Source organism: Aurantiacibacter odishensis (assembly GCF_003605195.1).
Taxonomy (GTDB): domain Bacteria; phylum Pseudomonadota; class Alphaproteobacteria; order Sphingomonadales; family Sphingomonadaceae; genus Alteraurantiacibacter; species Alteraurantiacibacter odishensis.
Genome location: NZ_QYOS01000021.1, coordinates 83,252 through 105,908, shown reverse-complemented (window position 1 = coordinate 105,908; position 22,657 = coordinate 83,252). Strand labels below are relative to the sequence as shown.

Sequence of the window (22,657 nt, the reverse complement as noted above, 5' to 3'; positions counted from 1 at the left end):
GCTAGATGCGCAGCAAGCTGCGCCCGCTGCGAACGCCCGCCCGAGCTTTTGCGAGGAGAGCGATGCGGACGCATCGCGCCCGGCGCTTGAGGGGCCTGCTTACAAGCAGGCTTCCAGATACGCCTGGTCGAAACCGAACTGGCGGGCCTTTTCCAGCGTGTAGGGACGCAGGCCGGACGAACGGTGTTCGCCGATGATCTTGCCGTCGTCGCCTTCGTCCAGATACTCGAAACTGAACAGCTCCTGCGTCACGATCACGTCGCCTTCCATGCCGATTACCTCGGTGACGTTGGTAGTGCGGCGCGATCCGTCGCGAAGGCGCTTCACCTGCACGATCAGGTCGACCGATTCGGCAATCTGGCGGCTGATGGCTTCCTTGGGGATCTTGATGTCACCCATCAGGATCATGTTCTCCATACGGCCCAGGCACTCACGCGGGGAGTTGGCGTGGAGCGTACACATCGAGCCGTCGTGGCCGGTGTTCATGGCGGCGAGAAGGTCAAAGCACTCGGCGCCACGAATTTCACCCAGGATGATGCGGTCAGGTCGCATACGCAGGGCGTTCTTCACCAGGTCGCCGATGGTGATGGCACCCTGGCCTTCAAGGTTCGGCGGGCGCGTTTCCAGCGGCAGCCAGTGCGGCTGCTGCAGGCGAAGTTCGGCCGCGTCCTCGATCGTCAGCACGCGTTCGCCCGGATCGATCATCTTGGACAGGGCGTTGAGCATGGTCGTCTTGCCCGAACCCGTACCGCCCGAGATGACGATGTTCATGCGACAGGCACCCGCAATTTTCAGCGCGGTGCACATCTTGTCGTTCATCGAACCCCAGCCCTTGAGATTATCGAGGGTGACGGGCTTCTCGGAGAACTTACGAATCGAGATCGCGGTGCCGCGCAGGGACAGCGGCGGCACGATCACGTTCACACGTGAACCGTCTTTCAGGCGGGCGTCGGCAAGCGGCGTCGTCTGGTCCACGCGACGGCCGACCTGGTTCACGATGCGCTGGGCGATCTGGAACAGGTGGCTTTCATCGCGGAACTTGATCGGGGCGAGCTGCAGCTTGCCGCCCTTTTCGATGTAGGTCTGGTCCGGCCCGTTCACCATGATATCGGACACGTCCGGGTCGCCCAGCAGCTCTTCCAGCGGGCCGAAGCCGAGGAGTTCGTCGATCAGCACCTTTTCCAGCGCGAATTGTTCGCGGCGGTTCAGTGTGACCTTCAGCTCGGCCAGCACTTCCATGATGATCGGGCGGAATTCCTCGGAAAGCTCCTCCTTGGTCAGCGTGGCCGCTGCTTCGGGATCGACGCGTTCCAGCAGGCGCGGCAGCACCTGTTCCTTGATCTTGTGGACGCTGGCTTCGAACCCGCCGAGTTCGCTGGTGTTGTCGTGAACGGCGTTGGAGCGATCGGCCAGCCGGCTCATCGCATCGCCCTGCTTGCCGTCTACCGGTGCGCCTTCGGCAGGCACGGGCGGGAACTGATCGCCGCCGGGCACGGGCGCGCCCTGGTCTTCGGCGGAATGACCGCTGGGCTGGCTGCTTCCGCCGCGCATGGGCTTTGCCACGCCAAAGCTGGGGCGGGCACCCTTGGACATGCCGCCTGCGCCACTCTTGCGTCCGAATGCGCTCATTCTCGCAAACCCCCTAAAATTCCAGTCTGGCCGTCTTCGCGAAGATTTCGGCGGATTTCCTGAATGCTGCTTCTTGCGAATTTAGGTGAAGAACTGGTTAAGTTTGTGCAGCTAAGGTCGCCCTCGGGTGCGGTCGCTACGGCCGATCGCCACTGGATGAAGGCCTCAGTTCGTCATCGAGGAACGATGATCTGATCTTCGGCCACTTCCGTAGCTGGCGCGTGGATTGCGCGATAAAGGGACCTGAATTGAGGGAAGGGGCCAAAGCAATGCAAGACAAGGCCCAGCGGCTCGTCTCTCCTTCGCTGGTGCAGCGCGTAATAGCGGTGCGGGAGAGACTGGCGCAGCACCGCGGCATCGCAACGCTGGCGGCGATGGCGCTGTTCGCAGCGGGAATCGTCTGGGCGCTGGGAGAAACCAGGGTTTCCCTTGCCGCGATCGATTGGGGCTGGATGCTGGCGCTGATCGCCCTGATTTTCCCTGCGCTCGCGCTCAACGCAATTGAACTGCGGGTTACCGCGCAAATGCTGGACAGTGAGATATCCCTGGGCAGCGCAATGCAGGTGACTTGCTGGGCAATGCTGGCGAACCTGCTTCCATTGCCCGGCGGAGCGATCCTGCGGGGAGCCAAGCTCCATTCGCTGGGGGTAGGAGCAGGGAAGAGCAGCCAGGCGATCGTGGCCGGCGGTGCACTGTGGGCCACGCTCGCCGTAGCGGTGACACTGGCGGCAGTCCTGCCCTGGCCCTTCGCTGTCTTGCCGTTGGCGGCGGCGCTGTGCGGTACGGCGGTCAGCCTTGTATGGCTGGCGAAGCTGGGACCGGCCTCGTTTGCCCTTCGCCTGACCATGATCCGTCTTGCTCTGATCGGGCTGACCATTCTGCGTATCCTTGTCATTTTTCTGGCGATCGGGTTGCCCGGCAGCTGGATGCCGGCTGTCGCCTATTCAGGCGTATCTGTGGTGGGCACCCTCGTCGGCATTGTGCCTGCTGGCCTCGGCGTTACCGAAGCGATGGGATCCGTTCTGGCCCTTCTCATCGAAGCCTCTCCCGCGAATGCGTTCCTGGCGCTTTCGATAAACCGGGTCGTCGGCCTCGCGGCGGCCCTGGCGGTGGTGGCCGCGGCGGGAATGCGGCCGAAGGAGAATGCCTGAATGCGCGTGCTTTTCGATATCGTTCATCCGGCAGATGTACTGCTGTTCCATCACCCCATGGCGCGACTGCGGGCGCGAGGGGACGAAGTGCTCGTGGTGTCGCGCGAGAAGGACGTCGCCTGTCGCCTGCTCGATGAATTGGGTATCGTGCATCGCACGATCTCGGCCAAGGGAAGCGGTACGCTGGGACTGGCGCGGGAGCTGGCGCAGCGCGATTTCGGTATGTGGCGCGAAGTCCGGCGTTTTCGGCCCGATGTCATGATCGGTCTTGGCGGCGTTTCGATCGCCCATGCCGGCTGGCTGACGGGACGCCCTTCCATCGCCTTTTACGCCGCTGACACGGCCAAGCTGCAAACCCGGTTGACCTGGCCGTTCATCACCCATCTGTACGTGCCCGAAGTCTATCAAGGAGAAACGCCCGAGGGCCGCACGACGCGGTTTCCGGGTATCAAGGAACTGTCCTATTTCCACCCCGACAATTTCACGATCGATGAGCATCGCGCGCGAAAGGCAGGGTGGCAACCGGAGAAGGACTGTTTCCTGATCCGCACCGTGGCCTGGGGTGCCAATCACGATATTGGCAAGACCGGCTGGAGCGATCAAACGCTTGCCGCGCTGGTGGAATTTCTCGCTGCGCGCGGCAAGGTCATCCTTTCCACCGAGAGGGAATTGTCTCCCGCCTTGCAGCCATACCTCTATCGCGGCGACGCGAAGGATTTGCATCACCTGATGGCGAAATGCGCATTATACGTGGGTGAGAGCGCGACGATGGCGCACGAAGCGGCGTTACTGGGTACGCCAGCAATCTATGACGGGGCGGACCATCCGGGCACGACCCGCGATCTTGCCGCGAATGGCCTGGTCATGGCGCTGCGGCAGCCGGGTGAAAGTGCCTTGCTGGGTGAAGTGGAGCGCCTGTTGGAGCCCGCAGTCCAGGAAAGTTTCGAAGCAGCGCGCCAAGGGTATCTGGCCGGAAAGGGCAACCTTGCAGAATTCATCGTCGATGCGATCGACCGGCACGCCATCTGAACCCGAATGCGGCGAACTAGAACTGTGACCAGTATGGCTCCACAGGCGGTGCGAAAGGCGGCGGGGAAAGCTTGTTTCCCCACAGCAAGCGGGCGGCTCCATCTCTTGCAGAGAGCGTATGGCGGCCTCTTCCCAACATGACCACACTGCCGGGTTCGTGCACCTTGCCGTCGATTATCATCGCATTGTGCTGCACGGTGTAGGGACCGGGCACCAGAAACTCGGTGACATGCGGGCCATCCGCAGCATTGACGTCACGTCCGGCAAGCCAGAAAGGCCCCCAGAAACGAACGTAATTCTCGCGCAGGGCGGCTATATCTTCAGGCAGCAACGATGCGGTTTGGCCCGTGTCTCCAAGAGCCTGCGACAGGATGGGGTCGTTCTCCAGCACCAGCGGCACCGGCACCGCGCGCATCGTTTCCGCCATGCCGGGTTCAGTGCCATCAAGATACTTGCGCAGGCCCATCGGCGTGATGAAACCGTTGGCCTTGGGATAGGAGCCCAGCATGGCGGGAAAATCGAAATAGGCGACCGGTTCGGAAAAGATGGTGTCGGCGGCAAGAACGAGTGTGCGTTGCTTCTCCAGCACGCCGCGTTCGCTTGCGGCCCAGGTGGCGAATGCGCTCAGCGCTAGCAAAGCCGCGAGTGATGCAGACCCGTAACGTTTACAGATCAGCGGAACAGCAATCGCGCTCCCGGCCGCGACAGGCGGCAGGATAAAGACGTGAAAGTAGGGTGCAGTATTGTGGTAGAAGAAAATCGACAGGATCGGCGCCATCAGGCAGGCAATGGCAAACGTTTCCGCGCCGGGCCGCTGTTTGCGCGTGAACACAATCGTGGCGATCCCGGCCAGAATTATGCCAGTAAAGACCGGTGAGCGTATCGCCCCGGCGGCGTTGTGCCACAGATAAGGCAGGTCTCCTACGCCAAGCATGTGCGACCACGAACGCGAAACGGTACTGTGGGCCGCCGTTTCCGTGCCTTGCGCCAGTCCGGCGCTATGCCAGAGGAAAAAGGCCGCAAAACTCGCAAGCGCGCACGCCGCGAACACTAAGAGCCGCTTGAGGGTATCGAGCGTGTCAGGGCGGGTTTGCAGCAGCCACCAGCAGATCCCTGCGAAAGCAGGGGCGAACAACACGCTTTTGATGGTTACGGCAGCGGCAAAGCCGGCGCAGAGACCGGCGGCGAGCGTCGGCCCCGTCGCCAGCTTTCCGCGCGCCAGCAGCGCCAGGCTTGCCATCAGGCCCGCGGCTGCCATCGGATCGGCACGGAAGGAGGATCCGTTCTCGATCACGAAACTTGCAGAAAGATAGAGCAGGGCGGCGAAGATTCCCGCCGTCCGTCCGGCGAACTTCTCTGCAACCAGCCAGGTTGCTGCAGCCGTTACAAGAAGGAACGCCAGCATCACGTTGCGCAACGCAATCAGGTGATCGATATTATCGCCGGGTAGGGAGGGTGCCCAGGCAAACAGGCTCGCGTGCAAGGTTTGCAGCGGCGCGCGCAATTCACCTGCCAGGCGGGCGTGAATCTGGGAATAGTGCCAGAATTCGTCCCAATTGATCGCGCGTTCCAGGGCGATGGAAAGATGCATTCCCGTTATCAGTAAAAGGGCAAGCAGCGGCCAGACCATGGCGTCACGTCCCGGCAAGGTCACGCGCGCGCGTTGCAGGAGCGGCGCTTTAAGCGTTTCGGCTGTCACGCGGCATCCTTGTGGCTCGGCTTGACCGGGACCGTTGCGGCCTCATCGCGCTGGTGATGGAGCGCAGCCACCATGTCTTCCAGCTTGCGCGTGCGAGCGAGGTTCTCTTCCATCAGCTTGCGGTTCGCGGCGACAAGGTCTGCCACCATGCCCATAATCGCCACCAGCGTTCCCAGCACCAGCAGTGCACCACCGATCACCAGCGATTGCACGTGTCCGCCGCCGTCGCCCTGGCTCCAGAACCACAGGAAGCGCACGATAGGCAACATGCCGATGAAGGCAATGATCGAACCGGTGCCGACGAAAGCGCGCAGCGGCTTGTAGGCTGTGAAGCTGCGCGCCATCGTGATGCCTGTTTGCATTACGAAGCGCGGGATGGACTTGAACAGACGGCTGGGGCGCGCGGCGGCGTGGGTACGCACGGGAACCGTGGCAATCGCCATGCGCTTGCGCCCGGCCTGGATCAGCATGTCGGTGGTGTAGCTGAATTCGGTGGTGATGTTGATGCGCTGGGCGGCATCGCGGCTGATCGCGCGAAACCCGCTGACAGCATCGGAAACCCTGGTCCCGGCAAGGTGCTGCACCACGCCGCTCCCCACACGCTGCATCATCCGCTTGAGCGGAGAGAAATGCGCGTTGTCGGAAACGCCGCGATCGCCGATCACGATGTCGGCTGTCCCGCGCAGGATAGGCGTAACCAGCGCCTCTATGTCGCCGCCCTCGTACTGCCCGTCGCCGTCGGTATTCACGATGATGTCCGCGCCTTCCGTCAGCGCGCGGTCCACGCCGCTGCGGAATGCGGCGGCAAGGCCCCGGTTGCGGCGATGGGAAACCACGTGGTGCACGCCCCACTGGCGCGCGACCTGCGCTGTCCCATCGTCGCTGCCATCGTCGATCACGAGAAACTCCACCACGTCCACACCCGCGACGCGGCGCGGCAGGGCCGCCAGCGTCGTCGGCAGGGTCTCCGCTTCGTTGAGGCAGGGAATCTGGATAATCAGCTTGGTCATTGGGCCCCCGGCTTCGGCGCACGCGAAGGCACGCCATAGGGCTTTGTTAAGCATGACCGTTTAACGCTTCGTAAAAGTCGGGCGCCGGAAGGCATGGGAAAGCGATTGCCCGGCCTTGCTCATGCTCCTAAGCGGCCCCTTCGAGGACGAAGGACAGGTCGCAATGCAACAATCCGATCGGGCAGGGCTGCTGTTCGCGCTGGCCGGGTTCTGCACGCTCACCATCGGCGACAGTATCGTGAAGGGTATCGGCGGAGCCTGGGCACCCACGGCGATTGCGGCCTTTCGTTATTGCCTCGGTGCCCTCGGCCTGTCGCTGCTGCTGGTGTGGCGAGAGGGACCGCGCGCGCTCATCGACATTCCCCGGCCCGGCGTACAATGGCTGCGCGGGGCGGGCGTTGGCATCGCGACGGTCTGCTTCTTCGCAGGGGTCTGGCTGATGCCCCTGACAGAAGCGATTGCGCTGGTTTTCACCCAGCCGATGTTTACCGCCGTCCTCGCTGCCGTATTCCTGGGCGAGAAGCTGCGCTGGCAGACCGTGGCGGCAACGCTGGTGGCATTCGTCGGCGTGCTGATCGTCTTGCGTCCCAACTTTGCGGAGATCGGGCTGGCCGCGCTGCTGCCGCTGGGCGCGGGCTTCGGCATGTCGATCCTCGTCACCGCCAACCGCGCCGTGGCAGGCACCGGATCGGCACTTGCCATGCAGGCCTATGTCGCCATCTTCGCCAGCGTGATCCTGGTTGCGGCGATGCTGCTTGGCCATTTCAGCGGCATGGCCGAGCTGAGGCTGCATTGGCCGGAATGGCATATCCCCGCGCGCATCGCGATCATTGCCGTCACCGCCAGCACCGCGCACTGGTTGATCTACATGGGAACGGAGAGGGCGGGCGCAGCACGGGTCGCGCCCATGACCTACGGCCAGCTGATCGCCGCCTCGCTGGTTGGCTACCTGTTCTTTTCCGAAGTGCCGGACTTGGTCGCCATGATGGGTGCCGCGCTGATCATCGCGGCGGGCCTGTGGCTGTGGCGCGACGGCCGCGTGCAGCGGATCGCCAAGGACCGGGGCTGATTGCAGGCGAGCGCCCGTGTCCTTAAGCGGCAACGTGACAGGATGGGGATGAACGCGATGGAGGAATCGGACAGGGCGGGATTGCTGTTTGCCCTCGCAGGGTTCTGCACCCTCTCGATCGGCGATGCGATTATCAAGGGCATGGCAGGCGAGTGGCCTGCAACGGCCATGGCGGCGACCCGCTATATCGTGGGCACGCTGGTGCTGTCCGTGATGATGGCGCGGCATCATGGCCTTGCCTCGTTGGCACCGCCCAAATCCGGTCTGCAATGGATGCGCGGTATTGCCATCAGCTGTTCGGCCGTCGGCATGTTCCTGGCGGTGTGGGCCATGCCCCTGTCGGAGGCGACGTCGATCTTCTTCACCCAGCCTATCATCACGGCGGTGCTTGCCATGCTGTTTCTGGGGGAGCGGGCAAAGCTGGGCACCTGGCTGGCGACGCTGGCGGCCAGCATCGGCGTGTTCATCGTGCTGCGGCCCACGTTCGAGACGGCGGGCTGGGGCGTCCTCCTGCCGCTGGTGGGGGCGGCCGGCATGGCCATTGCCATCATCCTCAACCGCAAGGTTCACGGGCGCGCCAGCGTTCTCTCGATGCAGTACTGGATGTCCGCGACGGCAATGGTCTTCCTGATCTTCGCGACGGCGGCGGGCCATTTCAGCGGCGTGGAAGGCTTCACCATGCACTGGCCGGACTGGACCATCATCGCCCGCTGCGCCTTCATCGGCTGCTCTGCCACTCTGGCGCAATGGCTGATCTACATGGGCACGGCGCGAGCAGGGGCTGGCACCATTGCGCCCATGACCTACGGCCAGTTGCTGATGGCCGTTGCGCTGGGAGCCATCTTCTTCGACGATTATCCCGATACCGTGGCGCTGCTGGGCGCGGCGATCATCATCGGCGCGGGGCTGTTCCTGTGGTGGCAGACGCGCGTGCGGAAGATGAAGACCTTACCCACGCGGTAACCTGGCGTTCGTGCATGGTGACGGTGAGACGCGGTTCGTAATTTCTCCGCAGGCTCGCCTCCACCAGTGCCATTGCTTCCGGGTTGCGGATGGTCATGCCCCTGTCTGCCGTAACGATAGCGCCGGGCCGCGTCGCCAGCACACGGCGGACCTCTGCCAGCTGGTCTACTTCCAGCGCATTCGTTTCCAGCGCGTTGTTGAGGTGATCGGGATAGACATAGCGGGTGGGCACGCAGCTTCCTGACAGGCGATAGAGCACGGTCGGCCCGTCCCACACCCACAGGCAATTGTCCTTGCCGTCCACATGCGGCGCGATCGTGGCAGCAAGCTGGTGCGCAGCCTCTCGTTGGTCGAGCGACTGTTCGTAGCGGGCCGGTAAGGAGAGCAGGAACAGGAGCGCGGCAGAGAGCAGGATGGCTGGTGCGATGCGCAAGGGACCGGTGCGGTCCAGCAGCGGCAAGGCCACCAGCGCGACCGGAGCCGCCAGCGCGGCGTAATAATAGAGATAGACAGTGCTCGGCAGCAGCACGCTGGCCAGCGCCGACAGCGCCCACGCAGCGAAGAAGGCCCATGCGGCGAAAGGCTCGGGCCGCTTCATCCGGAACGCTGCGTATATTCCTCCCGCGCTTAGCACCACCAGCGGGGACACCCCGACATAGAAGTTCGACGCCCAGCGGCCCTGCGGCCCGGCAGCGCGCTCGAAGAAGCTGGCAAAGTTGGCGAACCAGAACGCCTCGAACTGTCCGATAGCAGCGTAAAAGAGGGCCACACCCAGCGTCGGCATGAGGCCCAGCAGCGCGAATGCCGCCGCGAGACTCGCGAGCGATCCGATCGCTCGGCCGCGCCGATGCTCCACCCACAGCGCCCACGCACCGAAGAATGCGCACTGCGGCAGCACAGTGTATTTCACCTGCAATGCCAGCCCGCCCAGCAGCATGGCCAGCATCGCCCGCCGGGTGAATTGCGGGTGTTCGGCATCCACCAGCAGCACCGCCATGCCCAGCACAAGCGGTGCGAAGAACACCTCGCTGTTAGCGGAATAGTTGGCGTAGGCGGCGACCAGCATCACCGCGATGGCCGCCGCAAAAGTCGCCGTTGTCCGGTCCACGCAGCGGCGGGCGAGAAGGAACGTCAGCCAGCCGCTGACGAAGGTGAACCCTGCCGCTGCGAGTTGATAGGCAAGCGCGCTCGGTCCCAGTAACGCATGGATCAGGCCGAAGATGGCGAACAGGCCGAACGGCTTGCGGTCCCACCAGTCCACGAATGGCACCTCGCCAAACTGCATCCGCCAGCCGATGAAGCTGTAGAGCTGCTCGTCGAAATCGGCCACCGGATCGCCGAACCAGACGGCGCGGTGGGCAAAGGTGAACGCCGCGAGCAGCAGAAGGCAGGGCGCATCTCCGCGCAACCATGCAGGCACGGCACGGGTCTTTGGCGCAACATCGATGGTCGCATCTGCGGACATGGTGGCCAGCCTTGCGCGAACATGGTTAAGAACCGATTATGACTGCGGAAAAACCGGACAGGTGCTGGCTCTGCGAAAGGTTGCTGGGGCGGCGCGTTCAGTGGCATCACACCGTGCCCAAGGCTAAGAAGGGGCGCGAAACCGTGCCGGTCCACCCGATCTGCCACCGCACGATCCACCTTCATTTCACGAACGCAGAGCTGGCACGGATCGATGGGGAACGCGCGCCTCTGCTTGCGAATGATGAAGTTGCGAAGTTTCTTGGCTGGATCGCAGACAAGCCGCCGGATTTTCACGCGCCGACCAGGCGAAAGCGCTAGGGTTGCTGTTCATCCAGCCTCAGCGAGTAGGCGCGGCGGACTGCCTCGATACTGTTCGCGTGAACCCTGCTCCAGTTTGCCCGAGCCTGTGTCTCGCTTTCGCCGCGCTGTTGCCCAATGGCGATCGTGACGGTTTCCAGCGCGATCCGCTCTGCCTCGCAGGCGCTGTCCAGCCGCGCCAGCATGGTCGTTTCCGGCAGCCTTGCCTCGCGCGATGCCCGTACCTGTTCGAACAGGCACTGCGTGTACGCGAGGTTGAGCCGGTCAGCTTCTTCAACAAGCGCGCTACCGAGCGCGGCGGCAATAGCGATCCCGGTGAGCATGCGACAGTCTTAGCAGCCTGTCGGTTACAGTTCCGCTAATCGCCTTGCTTGAGCCACCATCGCTGACATTAGTCGACTGGCGTTGCCTCGTCCGGGGGAACGGTGCTGGGAAAACCGTCGATGAAGGTTTCGGGAACGGTCCACTTGAAAACCTTGCGGTTCTCGACCTCCTTTTCGACATCAGGGACCCACCCGCCCATGCCGAATGCATGGCTGACAACCTGGGAGCCCGGTTCCATCTGGTCCATGATCCGCGCGCGAAGGCGCAGGTTCTGCGTCGTGCCGAGATAGATCGCCAGCACATCGACATCGGTCAGGTCTGTCGCGAACAGGTCTTCCTTGCGGAACTCCACCAAGTGCTCGACACCCGCCTCACGCGCGTTCTGCCGGGCGCGTTCGAGCAGCCCGTCGTCGATCTCGATACCGACAGCGCGGATGCCGTAGTCGCGCGCAGCGGCAATGGGGATGCGCCCGTCGCCCGATCCCAGATCGTAGAGGACGTCGCCTTTCTCGATCTCGGCAAGCCGCAGCATCTCGCTCACCACGGCTGGCGGCGTGGGAATGTAATGAATATCTTGGCTGGTATCGACGCAGGAGGTCAGCGTCAGGCTGGCGATAGCGGATAGCAAGAGGTGAGGTCGCATCCTTTGGGAAACGCCGTTTCGCACGGTGCGATCCAAATGATCCGGGCAAAGAACTCTGCGCCAAGCAAAAAGGGCCGCAGCCTTCGCCGCGACCCTTCTCGTAAATCGGTGTCCGATCAACAGGACGATCAGTCCTCGACGTGCTCGGCCAGCACGGTCAGGCCCTTGTCGCCCACTTCGGCAAAGCCGCCGCGCACTTCGATGTTCTCGGGCGCGGCGCCCTCGGTCTTGTAGACCTGCACCGTGCCGTCGCGCACGGTCGACATGAAGGGCGCGTGGCCCTCCAGCACGCCGAATTCGCCTTCCGCGCCGGGCACGACCACCATGTGGACGTCCTCGGAGCGGACCAGCTTGCTCGGCGTGACCAGTTCGAAGTGCAGTGCCATGATACTCAGGCTTCCTCGGCCAGCTTCTGGGCCTTTTCGACGGCTTCGTCGATGCCGCCGACCATGTAGAAGGCAGCTTCGGGCAGGTGGTCGTACTCGCCGTCCACCACAGCCTTGAACGAGCGCACGGTGTCTTCCAGCTGCACGAACTTGCCGGGGATGTTGGTGAACACCTCGGCCACGTGGAACGGCTGGGAAAGGAAGCGCTGGATCTTGCGGGCGCGCTGCACGGTCAGCTTATCTTCTTCCGAAAGCTCGTCCATGCCGAGAATGGCGATGATGTCCTGCAGGCTCTTGTACTTCTGCAGGATTTCCTGGACGCGGCGAGCGGTTTCGTAGTGCTCCTGGCCAACGACGCGCGGTTCCAGAACGCGGCTGGTCGAGTCCAGCGGGTCCACGGCCGGGTAGATGCCGAGTTCGGAAATGGCGCGGTTCAGCGTGGTGGTCGCGTCCAAGTGAGCGAACGAGGTTGCAGGGGCAGGGTCGGTCAGGTCGTCCGCGGGAACGTAGATGGCCTGCACCGAGGTGATCGAGCCCTTGTTGGTGGAGGTGATGCGTTCCTGCAGGTTGCCCATGTCGGTGGACAGGGTCGGCTGGTAGCCCACGGCCGAAGGAATACGGCCGAGCAGTGCGGACACTTCCGAACCGGCCTGCGTGAAGCGGAAGATGTTGTCCACGAAGAACAGCACGTCCTGGCCTTCCTGGTCGCGGAAGTATTCCGCCATCGTCAGGCCGGACAGGGCCACGCGGGCACGCGCGCCAGGAGGCTCGTTCATCTGGCCGAACACGAGAGCCACCTTGGACCCTTCGGAGATGGCGTTGCCTTCCTCGTCCTTGGCGATAACGCCCGCGTCGAGGAATTCGTGGTAAAGGTCGTTACCTTCACGGGTACGCTCACCCACACCGGCGAACACGGACACGCCGCCGTGTCCCTTCGCGATGTTGTTGATGAGTTCCTGGATCAGCACGGTCTTGCCGACGCCAGCACCGCCGAACAGGCCGATCTTGCCGCCCTTCGCGTAAGGCGCGAGCAGGTCGATCACCTTGATGCCCGTCACGAGAATGTCGGCTTCGGTCGACTGGTCGACGAATTCCGGTGCCTCGGCGTGGATCGGAGCGGTCATTTCGGCGCCGATGGGGCCGCGCTCGTCGATCGGCGCGCCGACCACGTTCATGATGCGGCCCAGCGTCTTCGGGCCGACCGGAACGGAAATCTGCGCGCCGGTGGCGATCACTTCCTGTCCGCGAGTCAGGCCGTCGGTGCCGTCCATGGCGATGGTGCGAACGGTGTTCTCACCAAGGTGCTGCGCCACTTCGAGCACGAGCGTCTGGTCGCCGTTCTTGGTCTCCAGCGCGGAGAGAATGGCGGGCAACTCGCCTTCAAAGGTCACGTCGACGACGGCGCCGATGACCTGGGCGATGGTGCCGTTGGTGGTCTGGTTGATTGCAGGTGCGGTAGCCATGATTGATATCCTGTGGCGTTCAGATTTTTGTCTGGTTCGGGTTCAAATTACTGGGTGCAGACGGCTTCGGCGTCGGCGAGGACCCAGGCTTCCCCGGTTTCGTCGAGTTCGAGCGTCGCATCGTTGCGCAGGTATTCGTCGTCGCCCAGGCTGAATTCGCACGAGGCGGTGTCGGCACCCATCGCACGCTGGCAGATGGATTCGTTGACGGCTTCATTGTCCGGGCAGGCAGCGGCGTAAAGCTCGGAGAACAGCGCCTGGTCCGGCGCGGGTGCCGACGGGGTCGGTTCCGGCGTTGCCGTTTCCACCGGAGCGGGCTCGGGAGCGGGTTCGGCGCAAGCGGCCAGAGCGATGATCGGGAGGGCGATGAGGAGCTTTTTCACGAGATCTTTTCCGGTGTTAAAGGGCTTCGGCGCCCGCGATGATTTCAATGAGTTCGGTGGTGATCGCGGCCTGGCGGCTGCGGTTGTACTGGATCGTCAGCTTGTCGATCAGTTCACCCGCGTTGCGCGTGGCGTTGTCCATGGCGGTCATCGAGGCGCCCTGTTCGGAGGCTTCGCGTTCCAGCAGGGCACCGAATAGCTGCGTCTTGATGTAACGCGGCAGCAGGTCTTCGAGGATTTCTTCCTCGTCCGGCTCGTATTCCACGGCAGCGTCGGATGCGGGCGTGTCTTCCGGGGCCGGCACGGGCAGCAGCTGCACCGTGGTCGGGTCCTGCGCCAGCGCGCTCTTGAAGATCGGGTAGACGAGGTGGGCGACGTCGAATTCGCCCTTCTCGAACCGCGCCACCAGGTCATCGGCAATCTTTTCCGCTTCCTCGAAGCCGGGATTGCGCATCTCGCTGGTGTCGTAGTGGTGCTCGATCTTGCTGGCGTAGTCGCGCTTGATCGGGGCGCGGCCCTTCTTGCCGACGAGGTAGAAGGTCACGTCCTTGCCATCGGCAATCAGCGCGCGCGCCTGCTTCTTGGCCTCTTTCACGATGTTCGCGTTGAGACCGCCGCACAGGCCCTTGTCAGTGTTGACCACCACCAGCAGGTGACGCTGGGTGGAGCCGGTGCCGCGCAGCAGCAGCGGTGCGCTGTCGCCGCTCACCTTGCTGGCGAGCGAGCCCATGACGCCGGCCAGCCGCTCCGCATAGGGGCGTGCGGCTTCGGCGGCGGCCTGCGCCTTGCGCAGCTTCGCCGCGGCGACCATCTGCTTCGCCTTGGTGATCTTCTGCGTGGACTTGACCGACTTGATCCGGTCCTTGAGTTCCTTGAGGCTAGCCATTTCGGCTCCCTATCGTTCTCGAGTTACCGGTTCAGGCGAACTGCTTGGCGAAAGTGTCGAGCGCGCTCTTCACTTTTTCACGGGTGTCGTCCTCGAACTTGCCGGTGTCGGCAATCGTCTTCAGGACGTCGGCGTGTTCGTTGCGCATATAGCTGAGCATCGCGGCTTCGTATTCGGTCACGCGGTCCACAGGAACGGAGTCGATGTAGCCGTTGGTGCCTGCGAAGATCGACACGACCTGCTCTTCCACCGGCATCGGCGAGAACTGCGGCTGCTTCAGCAGCTCGGTCAGGCGCGCGCCGCGGTTCAGCAGCTTCTGCGTGGAGGGGTCGAGGTCCGAGCCGAACTGCGCGAAGGCCGCCATTTCGCGGTACTGCGCCAGCTCCAGCTTGATCGAGCCTGCCACCTTCTTCATCGCCTTGGTCTGGGCGGCACCGCCCACGCGGGACACCGAGAGGCCGACGTTAATGGCGGGACGGATGCCCTGGTAAAACAGATCCGTTTCGAGGAAGATCTGGCCGTCGGTGATCGAGATCACGTTGGTCGGAATGTAGGCCGACACGTCGCCAGCCTGCGTTTCGATGATCGGCAGCGCGGTGAGCGAGCCACCGCCGTTCTCGTCGTTCATCTTGGCGGCGCGTTCCAGCAGGCGGGAGTGCAGGTAGAACACGTCACCCGGATAGGCTTCGCGGCCCGGAGGACGACGCAGCAGCAGCGACATCTGGCGATAGGCCACGGCCTGCTTGGAAAGATCGTCGTAAACGATCACGGCGTGCATGCCGTTGTCGCGGAAGAATTCACCCATGGCGGCGCCGGTGTAGGGCGCGAGGTACTGCAGCGGAGCGGGCTCCGACGCGGTGGCGGCGATCACGATGGTGTAATCCATCGCGCCGTTTTCCTCGAGGCTCTTCACGATCTGCGCGACGGTGGAGCGCTTCTGGCCCACGGCAACGTAGATGCAGTAGAGCTTCTTCTTTTCGTCGTCGCCGGCGTGCGCATCCTTCTGGTTGATGAAGGTGTCGATCGCCACGGCGCTCTTGCCGGTCTGGCGGTCGCCGATGATCAGTTCGCGCTGGCCGCGGCCGACAGGGACGAGGGCGTCGATGGCCTTGAGGCCGGACTGCACGGGCTCGTCAACCGACTTGCGCGGGATGATGCCGGGGGCCTTCTGTTCAACGCGCATACGCTTCACATCGGTGATCGGGCCCTTGCCGTCGATCGGATTGCCCAGCGCGTCCACCACGCGGCCCAGCAGGCCCTTGCCGACCGGAACGTCCACGATGGTGCCGGTACGCTTGACGCTGTCGCCTTCCTTGATCTCGGCGTCGGAGCCGAAGATCACGACGCCGACGTTATCGGCTTCGAGGTTCAGGGCCATGCCCTGAATGCCGTTCGAAAACTGCACCATCTCGCCGGCCTGCACCTTGTCGAGGCCGTGGATGCGGGCGATGCCGTCACCCACCGAGAGAACGGAGCCGACTTCGCTCACTTCGGCTTCGGTGCCGAAATTGGCGATCTGGTCCTTGATGACCTTGGAGATTTCTGCGGCGCGGATATCCATTGCAATCAGCCTTCTTCAGATATGGCTACTCAGGCGGTCTTCATGGCCTGGGCGAGGGAGTTGAGACGGGTACGGATCGAGCTGTCGATGCGCTTCGAACCGATGGTGACGACGAGCCCGCCCAGAAGTTCGGGATCGACGCGCGATTTCAATTTCACCGTGCGGCCTTCGCGCATCCGCAGCTTGCTTTCCAGTTCCTGCAACTGGGCATCGGTGAGTGCATGGGCGGAGGCGACTTCGGCCTGCACCTCGCCGCGCTGGGCAGCGGCGATGGTGTGGAAGGCGCGGATCATGCCCGGCAGTTTCGACACCCGGCGGTTCTGCGCCAGCACGCCGAGGAAGTTCTTCGTCAGCGCCGAAAGGCCGAGGTGATCGGCAACGCCCGCCATGATGGCTGACAGCTGCGAACGGCTGATTTCGGGATTGGTGATGACCGCAGAAAGATCCGCCGATTCGCGCAAGGCGGAATCGAGCGTGTCGAGATCGGACTCGACTGCGGTTACCGTGCCAGCTTCACTGGCGAGATCGAATAGGGCCGAGGCATAACGCCCTGCCAGGCTGGCCTGAATACCGGCGGAAAGCTCCACGCGCGAGTGTCCTTCAAGGTCCGAGTAACGGAAAAACTGGATGCCTTGTTAGCGGGCGCAGCAAAACCGTCCCTTAAGGCTGGCGCGCGCCTAGCACCGAGGTTTGATTCATGCAACCCGGTGGCGAGGAACTATTCCTCCGCCGCACCCATCGCCGGGCCGCAGCGATAGACGAGACGTTCGTTGGGTCGCTGGGGCAGGGCATTGATGATCGCGCCCTGGTTGCTGGCGAGGTCGAGCGCGGCGGCCTCGTCGGCGCCGCACTCGGGCGCGACGAACTCGCCGCGGGCGGCACGCGCTTCACGCATGGCGGCAAGGTCCAGCAGGTAGCGTTCCATAACCAGCTCGCCCGCTTCGGGGTCGAACCGGTTGACCGACACGGCGGCTTCGTTGGCGGGCACGAATACGCGGGTCCAGCGTCCGCTGGTAAGTCCATACTGGGTGCGCCCGTTGATGCAGCCATCGCCGGACCATTCTATGTCGATGTCTTCCGCAGGGTCGCCCACCACGCGGCTGCGATCGGTTTCCAGCACACAGGTGAGATTGGCCGCGCCCGAGGCTGTCGGCTCCGGCGCGGTGATGGTGCCGCTGGGGCCTTCGTCCACCGCGCCTTCGCGCAGGGTTTCCTGCACCCGCTCGTCGATCTCGGCAAAGGCAGGGCGCGAAACCCACGCGACGAGCGCGCCCAGGATCGCCACCAGTGCGGCCGCGCCGCCGATGGCGCGCAGGCGCATGTCGCGCTGCATGTGGCCGAACGCCGCCACGCCGCCGGCGGTAAGTGCGATCATGAGAAGAAGCAGCGACAGCGCCATGCCGTTGGTGCGCGAATCCATGACCTCGAAGGTAATGGTGCGGCGCGCTTCCGCCGTCTGCTGGGCGAGCGCCTCGGCCTCGCGCTCGGCGCGGTCGGCCTCGGCGCGGGCCTGTGCCTCCGCGCGGGCGATCTCTTCTTCCTCCAGGTCAGCCAGGCTGCGGCAGGTGAGCGAGTTGATGCGCGGCTGCACGTCGTTGGCGCGCAGGAAGGGCAGCAGCTCTCGCGTGCTGATGGCGAAGAAGAATTCCGCATCGGAACCTGCGCTCTCGGTGCCGAAGCTGTTGACGCCGATGACGCGGCCGCAATCGTCCAGCAGCGGGCCACCCGAATTGCCGCGCGCGATGGGCGCTGTGTGCAGGATGGTATCGAACTCGCGGCTGGGGCGACGGCCGGAGAGGAAGCCGGTGGCGGTAACGGGCGGTTGAGCCCGGAAGATGTCCGATTGGCCAAGGCCCTGCGCCCGGTCCACGTTGAGGGGATAGCCGACAGCCGTCACCGCACCCGACTGCGGCGGGTTGCCCGCAATGGTAAGCGGGGGCAGGCCCAGCGGCTCCGTCAGTTCCAGCAGGGCAAGATCGTTGCGCGGGCTGACCGACACGATGCGGGCATAGACGGCCTGTTCGCCCTCTGCGGGCACCACGCCGATATCCAGCCGGTCGTCGTCCATCGCTTCCTGCACGACGTGAGCATTGGTAACGACGCGCGCGCCGCCGACGGCAAAGCCGGTGCCGTGCGAGACCGGGAAGATTTCCTCCCCGTCATGACCGATCACGATCACGCGCACCACGCCGCGCGCGGCCGCGTCGATATCCGCCGGATCGGCGGAAGCTGGCGCGGAGGTGAGCGTGAAGGCTGCGAACAGCAGGGCGAAAAGGGCAAGGATGCGATGCATATAGGCCCGCGCTTCTATAGTAGTGTGCATTGACCGCAAGCTTCGGGACGCGCAGCCTGCGGCGAGCTGACATATAGATGGCATGACCGACCACGACCTTTCCGATGAAGACCGCTGGCGCATTGCTCTGGCGAAGGATCGCCGCTTCGACGGCGCCTTCGTTACGGGCGTGCATTCGACCGGCATCTATTGCCGTCCCTCGTGTCCGGCCCGTGCGCCAAAGCGGCAGAACGTGCGTTTCTATGCGACCCCGCTCGATGCCGAGGCGGCGGGTCTGCGCCCGTGCAAGCGGTGCGCGCCGGACCAGCAATCGCGCGAGGAAGCAGCCGTGTTACGGGTGCTGGAATTGCTCCGCGATGCGACAAAGCCGGTGTCGCTGGAGAAACTGGGGGCGATCACCGGCTATTCGCCCACGCACCTGCAACGGGTGTTTACCCGCGCCGTCGGCCTGTCTCCCGCCTCCTACGCGCGCGCATTACGGCGGGAGCGGGCGGGAGAGGCGCTGGTCGGCGGGGAGCGGGTGACGGACGCGATATATGCAGCAGGATATTCAGGACCCTCGCGGTTTTACGAGGACATGAAAGGGCAGGGCATGGCAGCGAGCGAACGCCGGGATGGTGGCAGAGGACAAAAGGTCCATTTTGCCTTGATCGAGACGACGCTGGGGCCGATGCTGGTGGCCGCGACCGAGAAGGGGGTGTGCCGCCTGTCGTTCAACGAAGGCGAGGACGACCTGCGGGCGCGCTTCCCCAACGCCGAGCTGATGGAGGGGCACGCCTCGTTCACTGCCCTTTTCGAGGAAGTAACGGCGGCGGTCGAGAAACCCGGCACGGGACAGGACATTCCGCTGGACGTGCAGGGCACGGCATTCCAGCAGCGCGTATGGGACGAACTGCGCCGCATCCCGCCGGGAGAGACGCGCAGCTACGGTGAACTCGCGGCTGCGCTGGGCTCACCCAAGGCCAGCCGCGCGGTGGGCGGGGCCAACGGGGCGAACAACATCGCCGTGCTGATCCCGTGTCACCGGGTGATCGCGGCGGACGGCAGGCTGGGCGGCTATGCCTATGGCACCAAGATCAAGGCCGAACTTCTGCGGCGCGAGCGCGAGAAGAAGTAGCCGGTCGCCTCAAGCGTCGTCCTCTTCCCAGTCGATAAGTTCGTCCATCATCGCCAGCGCAGCATCGCGGTCGCCTTTGTTGATCTCGGCCATGATCTCGTCGAGATTCGGCGGACGCTTGGTGGGGTCGCGCTCCTCATCGTCGTCGCTCGATCCCTGGTTGTGACCTCGAAAGGCGATGGGCTGGAGCACGGCTTTCGCGTCTCCCAGGCGATCTTCGAAGAGCAGCTGCCGCGCCAGAAACACGCGATAGGTCGGGTCACTGCCGGCGGTGTCGAACGCCTGTTCCAGCGCGATCACCGCATTTTCGGGCACTTCCATGTCGGCGGCGAGGAAGCTGTAGTAATAGGCAATGCGGGTGCGCGGATCGTGCTCGTCGATCATCAGCGCATCGGCGGCATACTGAACGGCGCGCTCCTGCCACGCGGGATCGTCTTCGGAGCGTTCGGCAGCGACCCAGCTGGCGACCAGCGGACCGAGGATGTTCGTGTCGTCCACCTCCATCAGCCTCTCGCCCACGGCCAGGGCGTTATCGTAGTCCTCGGCATAGTAATAGGCGCGGGCCAGCAGACCCAGCGCGTGGGACTGACCGGGCATGGAGCCACCGCCTGCCTTGCGGATGATATCGCGCGCGATCTTGGCGGCGTCGTCCTTGCCGACGCCGCGGCGCAGTTCCATCTCCTCGCGGATCAGCTCTTCCTCGATCTCCGTCAGGCGGCGCATCTGCGGCTGGGGTTCGACATAGCCGGGCGTGGTCACGTCGTAGCCGGGGAAGTTTCCTTCGCGGTATTCTCGCAGTTCGCGGTCGATCTGGTCGAGATCGCCGAAGATGCGGCGCGCGGCAGTCAGGCTGTCTTCGCCCTGGCCGATGGCGACAAGATACTCGTTCAGCTGCGCGAGGCGCGTTGGATCGAAGTTGAGGTAGTGCGTCAGCAGCCAGCCGGTGCCGTAGAACTGGTAACCCTCGTAGCCCGAAAGCTCGTGCTCCTGGTCCAGCATGTCCTCGATCGGGAACTGGCGCAGCTGGAAGATCTGCTGTGCACGGTATTGCGGCGGATCGCCGACGTGGAACGATCCATCATCGTTGAAACGGATGGTGGCCAGCAGCTCCGCGTATCCTTCCACGTACCAGGCGGGATAGGCGGCGGGGAAATGCTGCATCATGAAATAGTGTACGTATTCGTGTTGCAACACGCTCACGGCATCCAGCCGCGCGGCACGGTTACGGCTGCGATCCACGTTCACCACCGTCATCGAGCGGCGACGTTCCTCGCGCGCCGGGCTGAAAGCCACCGAATCGCCTGCGCGCGGGATATAGAAGCCAGCGACGCCCGAGGCGCCCGCCATGCGGCCGATGTCGCCGACATCGCCGAAGCGATAGACGGTCAGCTTGGTGGCATCGGTGGGCTGGGGCTCTCCGATCGGCATGTTCTGCAGGTAGCGAAGAGCCATGTCGAACCGTTCCAGTTCGGACGCAAACAGCCGCACCTCGTCCTCGCTGTCATCCGAGATGATGACGAAGTTGTTCGTTTCCGCCCGCCACCACTCGGCAGCGGCCGGGCTGGACACGAACAGGAAAGCAAAGGCGGTAAGCAGCAGCCGCATGACAATAGTCCCTAAAAGTCAGCGATTCGATGAAGTTGCTACCTTAGAGAGACCGATTTTGATTGAAACCTGAACTTTCGCCTTTTCCGGCTATTCCTCGCGCGCCCAGCCTTTACCTGCCGGCTTCAGCGTATCGAGGAAGGCCTCCGCGCTGTCGAGGTAGTCCTGCCGCTTCGCCTCATCCATCCGGTCCCACGTGGAATAGATGCGCCCGATGCGGTGGTTCTGTTCCAGCCGTTCGCGGTGACGGTCCATGAAATGCCAGTAGAGCGGGTTGAAGGGGCAGGCGTCCTCGCCGGTCTTCTTGCTCACCGAATATCGGCATTCGCGGCAGTAATCGGACATCTTGTTGATGTAATTGCCGCTCGCCGCATAGGGCTTGGACGCCAGCTTGCCGCCATCGGCGTAGAGGATCATCGCCGCCACGTTGGGCAGTTCCACCCATTCATAGGCGTCGGCGTAAACCACCAGATACCAGTCCTGCACCTCGCGCGGGTTGATGCCCGCCAGCAGGGCAAAGTTGCCCAGCACCATCAGCCGCTGGATATGGTGGGCATGGGCATTGTCGCGCGTGGAGCGGATGCAATCGGCCATGCAGCGCATGTCGGTTTCGCCCGTCCAGTAGAATTCGGGCAGGCCGCGCTGGGCGTTCAGCTTGTTGTCGCTTTCCAGCCCCGGCATGAAATACCAGTAGAAGCCGCGCACGTATTCGCGCCAGCCGATCAGCTGGCGGATGAATCCTTCAACGCTGTTCAATGGCGCCTTGCCGTCGCGGTAAGCTTTCTCCGCGCGCTGGCACAGCTCCAGCGGGTCGAGCAGGCCGAGGTTGATGCTGGTCGACAGCATCGAGTGGTAGAGGTCGTCCTGCCCGTGCACCATCGCGTCCTGGTAGGGGCCGAACTTCTCGATCCGCTCGGCAAAGAACCGGTCGGCGGCTTCTTCTGCCTCGTCACGGGTCACGGGCCAGCGGAAGGTGTCGAGGCTACCGAAATGGTCGGCGAACTTTTCCTCCACCAGCGCGATTACTTCGCAGGTAATCTCGTCCGGCTCGAACTTGGCGCGCTCGGGCGGGTCCATCTCGTCTTCGGGCGATTCGCGGTTCTGCTTGTCGAGGTTCCACTCGCCGCCCTCGGGCTTGTCGCCGTCCATGAGGAGGCCGGTTTTCCGTCGCATCTCGCGGTAGAAGAACTCCATCCGCAAGGTGTCGCGGCCTTCCGCCCATTCGCGGAATTCGGCGATGGAGGCGATGAAGCGGTCGTCGGGCAGGATTTCCACCTCGCAATCGAACTTGTCCGGCCATTCCTCGATGGCCTGCTGCACGCGCCATTCGCCCGCTTCCACCACGCGGATCGCGCGCGGATCGTGGCGCTCCACGGCGCGGGCGACTTCACCGGTGAAGCTGCCGGAATTGTCCTCGTCATCCAGGCGGATGTAATCGACCTGCCAGCCCGCATCTCGCAGCTCGGCGGCGAAATGTCGCATGGCGGAAAAGATCAGGGCGATCTTCTGCTTGTGGTGGCGCACGTAGGTCGCCTCGTCCCACACCTCCATCATCAGGATGACGGTATCGTCCTTGGTGCGACCGCGGATCGAGGCAAGGTTGCGGGTCAGCTGGTCTCCCAGCACCGGGACGAGTACGGGCTGCGCCATGATGCGAAGAG

21 protein-coding genes are annotated in these 22,657 nt (G+C 63.8%); 6 read left to right on the top strand and 15 right to left on the bottom strand.

Translation table 11 applies throughout. The features are described 5' to 3' along the window. Positions 1 to 99: 99 nt before the first annotated feature. Entirely contained in the window at positions 100 to 1,629 is a 1,530-nt protein-coding gene (locus D4Q51_RS04825; RefSeq protein ID WP_120076621.1) for a TadA family conjugal transfer-associated ATPase, read from the bottom strand. Between the two features lie 269 nt (positions 1,630 to 1,898). Here D4Q51_RS04825 and D4Q51_RS04820 point away from each other — a divergent pair, with 269 nt between their 5' ends. Both D4Q51_RS04820 and D4Q51_RS04815 read left to right on the top strand, forming a co-directional pair. Then, on the top strand, positions 1,899 to 2,780 hold the full coding sequence (locus tag D4Q51_RS04820; RefSeq protein ID WP_120076620.1) for a hypothetical protein: 882 nt from the start codon (positions 1,899 to 1,901) through the stop codon (positions 2,778 to 2,780). After that, positions 2,781 to 3,809: a DUF354 domain-containing protein gene (locus D4Q51_RS04815; protein ID WP_120076619.1), complete on the top strand. Its 1,029-nt coding sequence runs from the start codon at positions 2,781 to 2,783 to the stop codon at positions 3,807 to 3,809. Between the two features lie 16 nt (positions 3,810 to 3,825). Here the strand turns inward: D4Q51_RS04815 and D4Q51_RS04810 are convergent, their stop codons facing one another. Both D4Q51_RS04810 and D4Q51_RS04805 read right to left on the bottom strand, forming a co-directional pair. After that, positions 3,826 to 5,508: an ArnT family glycosyltransferase gene (locus D4Q51_RS04810; RefSeq protein ID WP_162925148.1), complete on the bottom strand. Its 1,683-nt coding sequence runs from the start codon at positions 5,506 to 5,508 to the stop codon at positions 3,826 to 3,828. Further along, a complete protein-coding gene (locus D4Q51_RS04805) occupies positions 5,505 to 6,518 on the bottom strand; it encodes a glycosyltransferase family 2 protein (RefSeq protein ID WP_120076617.1) in 1,014 nt (337 codons plus the stop codon). The genes D4Q51_RS04810 and D4Q51_RS04805 overlap by 4 nt, the downstream gene beginning before the upstream one ends. Before the next feature lie 163 nt (positions 6,519 to 6,681). On the opposite strand from D4Q51_RS04805, the gene D4Q51_RS04800 reads away from it, so the two are divergent. After that, entirely contained in the window at positions 6,682 to 7,587 is a 906-nt protein-coding gene (locus D4Q51_RS04800) for a DMT family transporter (RefSeq protein WP_120076785.1), read from the top strand. Positions 7,588 to 7,635: 48 nt separating this feature from the next. Then, on the top strand, positions 7,636 to 8,550 hold the full coding sequence (locus D4Q51_RS04795; RefSeq protein ID WP_240624571.1) for a DMT family transporter: 915 nt from the start codon (positions 7,636 to 7,638) through the stop codon (positions 8,548 to 8,550). Here the strand turns inward: D4Q51_RS04795 and D4Q51_RS04790 are convergent. Continuing rightward, positions 8,480 to 10,015 (bottom strand): glycosyltransferase family 39 protein, encoded by a 1,536-nt coding sequence (locus tag D4Q51_RS04790; protein WP_120076616.1) that lies wholly within the window; start codon positions 10,013 to 10,015, stop codon positions 8,480 to 8,482. The two genes, D4Q51_RS04795 and D4Q51_RS04790, sit on opposite strands and share 71 nt — an antisense overlap. Before the next feature lie 38 nt (positions 10,016 to 10,053). Between D4Q51_RS04790 and D4Q51_RS04785 the strand changes: the two genes are divergently transcribed. Beyond that, positions 10,054 to 10,335 carry an HNH endonuclease gene (locus D4Q51_RS04785; protein WP_120076615.1) on the top strand — a complete coding sequence of 94 codons (282 nt, stop codon included), beginning with the start codon at positions 10,054 to 10,056 and terminating at the stop codon, positions 10,333 to 10,335. Here D4Q51_RS04785 and D4Q51_RS04780 read toward each other — a convergent pair. From D4Q51_RS04780 to D4Q51_RS04740, 9 genes are all read right to left on the bottom strand, one after another. Next, on the bottom strand, positions 10,332 to 10,658 hold the full coding sequence (locus tag D4Q51_RS04780) for a hypothetical protein (protein ID WP_120076614.1): 327 nt from the start codon (positions 10,656 to 10,658) through the stop codon (positions 10,332 to 10,334). The genes D4Q51_RS04785 and D4Q51_RS04780 overlap by 4 nt on opposite strands. 68 nt (positions 10,659 to 10,726) lie before the next feature. Further along, positions 10,727 to 11,302, bottom strand: a complete 576-nt coding sequence (locus D4Q51_RS04775) for an SAM-dependent methyltransferase (RefSeq protein ID WP_205689436.1) — start codon at positions 11,300 to 11,302, stop codon at positions 10,727 to 10,729. A gap of 128 nt (positions 11,303 to 11,430) precedes the next feature. After that, the gene (locus D4Q51_RS04770) at positions 11,431 to 11,688 is read right to left on the bottom strand and encodes an ATP synthase F1 subunit epsilon (RefSeq protein ID WP_119585092.1); all 258 of its coding nucleotides are present in this window, start codon (positions 11,686 to 11,688) and stop codon (positions 11,431 to 11,433) included. A gap of 5 nt (positions 11,689 to 11,693) precedes the next feature. Next, on the bottom strand, positions 11,694 to 13,151 hold the full coding sequence (gene atpD, locus D4Q51_RS04765; RefSeq protein WP_120076613.1) for a F0F1 ATP synthase subunit beta: 1,458 nt from the start codon (positions 13,149 to 13,151) through the stop codon (positions 11,694 to 11,696). A gap of 47 nt (positions 13,152 to 13,198) precedes the next feature. Beyond that, positions 13,199 to 13,534, bottom strand: a complete 336-nt coding sequence (locus tag D4Q51_RS04760; protein ID WP_120076612.1) for a hypothetical protein — start codon at positions 13,532 to 13,534, stop codon at positions 13,199 to 13,201. 16 nt (positions 13,535 to 13,550) lie between these two features. Next, positions 13,551 to 14,420 carry a F0F1 ATP synthase subunit gamma gene (locus D4Q51_RS04755; RefSeq protein WP_120076611.1) on the bottom strand — a complete coding sequence of 290 codons (870 nt, stop codon included), beginning with the start codon at positions 14,418 to 14,420 and terminating at the stop codon, positions 13,551 to 13,553. Positions 14,421 to 14,451: 31 nt separating this feature from the next. Next, positions 14,452 to 15,981, bottom strand: a complete 1,530-nt coding sequence (gene atpA / locus D4Q51_RS04750) for a F0F1 ATP synthase subunit alpha (protein ID WP_120076610.1) — start codon at positions 15,979 to 15,981, stop codon at positions 14,452 to 14,454. Between the two features lie 29 nt (positions 15,982 to 16,010). Beyond that, complete coding sequence (locus D4Q51_RS04745) at positions 16,011 to 16,568, bottom strand: F0F1 ATP synthase subunit delta (RefSeq protein ID WP_120076609.1); 558 nt, start codon at positions 16,566 to 16,568, stop codon at positions 16,011 to 16,013. Between the two features lie 131 nt (positions 16,569 to 16,699). Beyond that, the gene (locus D4Q51_RS04740; protein ID WP_240624570.1) at positions 16,700 to 18,304 is read right to left on the bottom strand and encodes a S1 family peptidase; all 1,605 of its coding nucleotides are present in this window, start codon (positions 18,302 to 18,304) and stop codon (positions 16,700 to 16,702) included. Between the two features lie 52 nt (positions 18,305 to 18,356). Here D4Q51_RS04740 and D4Q51_RS04735 point away from each other — a divergent pair, with 52 nt between their 5' ends. After that, complete coding sequence (locus D4Q51_RS04735) at positions 18,357 to 19,391, top strand: bifunctional transcriptional activator/DNA repair enzyme AdaA (RefSeq protein ID WP_120076607.1); 1,035 nt, start codon at positions 18,357 to 18,359, stop codon at positions 19,389 to 19,391. A gap of 9 nt (positions 19,392 to 19,400) precedes the next feature. Here the strand turns inward: D4Q51_RS04735 and D4Q51_RS04730 are convergent, their stop codons facing one another. Then, on the bottom strand, positions 19,401 to 20,996 hold the full coding sequence (locus tag D4Q51_RS04730) for a tetratricopeptide repeat protein (RefSeq protein WP_120076606.1): 1,596 nt from the start codon (positions 20,994 to 20,996) through the stop codon (positions 19,401 to 19,403). Between the two features lie 90 nt (positions 20,997 to 21,086). After that, a complete protein-coding gene (locus D4Q51_RS04725; protein ID WP_120076605.1) occupies positions 21,087 to 22,646 on the bottom strand; it encodes a cryptochrome/photolyase family protein in 1,560 nt (519 codons plus the stop codon). Positions 22,647 to 22,657 lie beyond the last annotated feature (11 nt).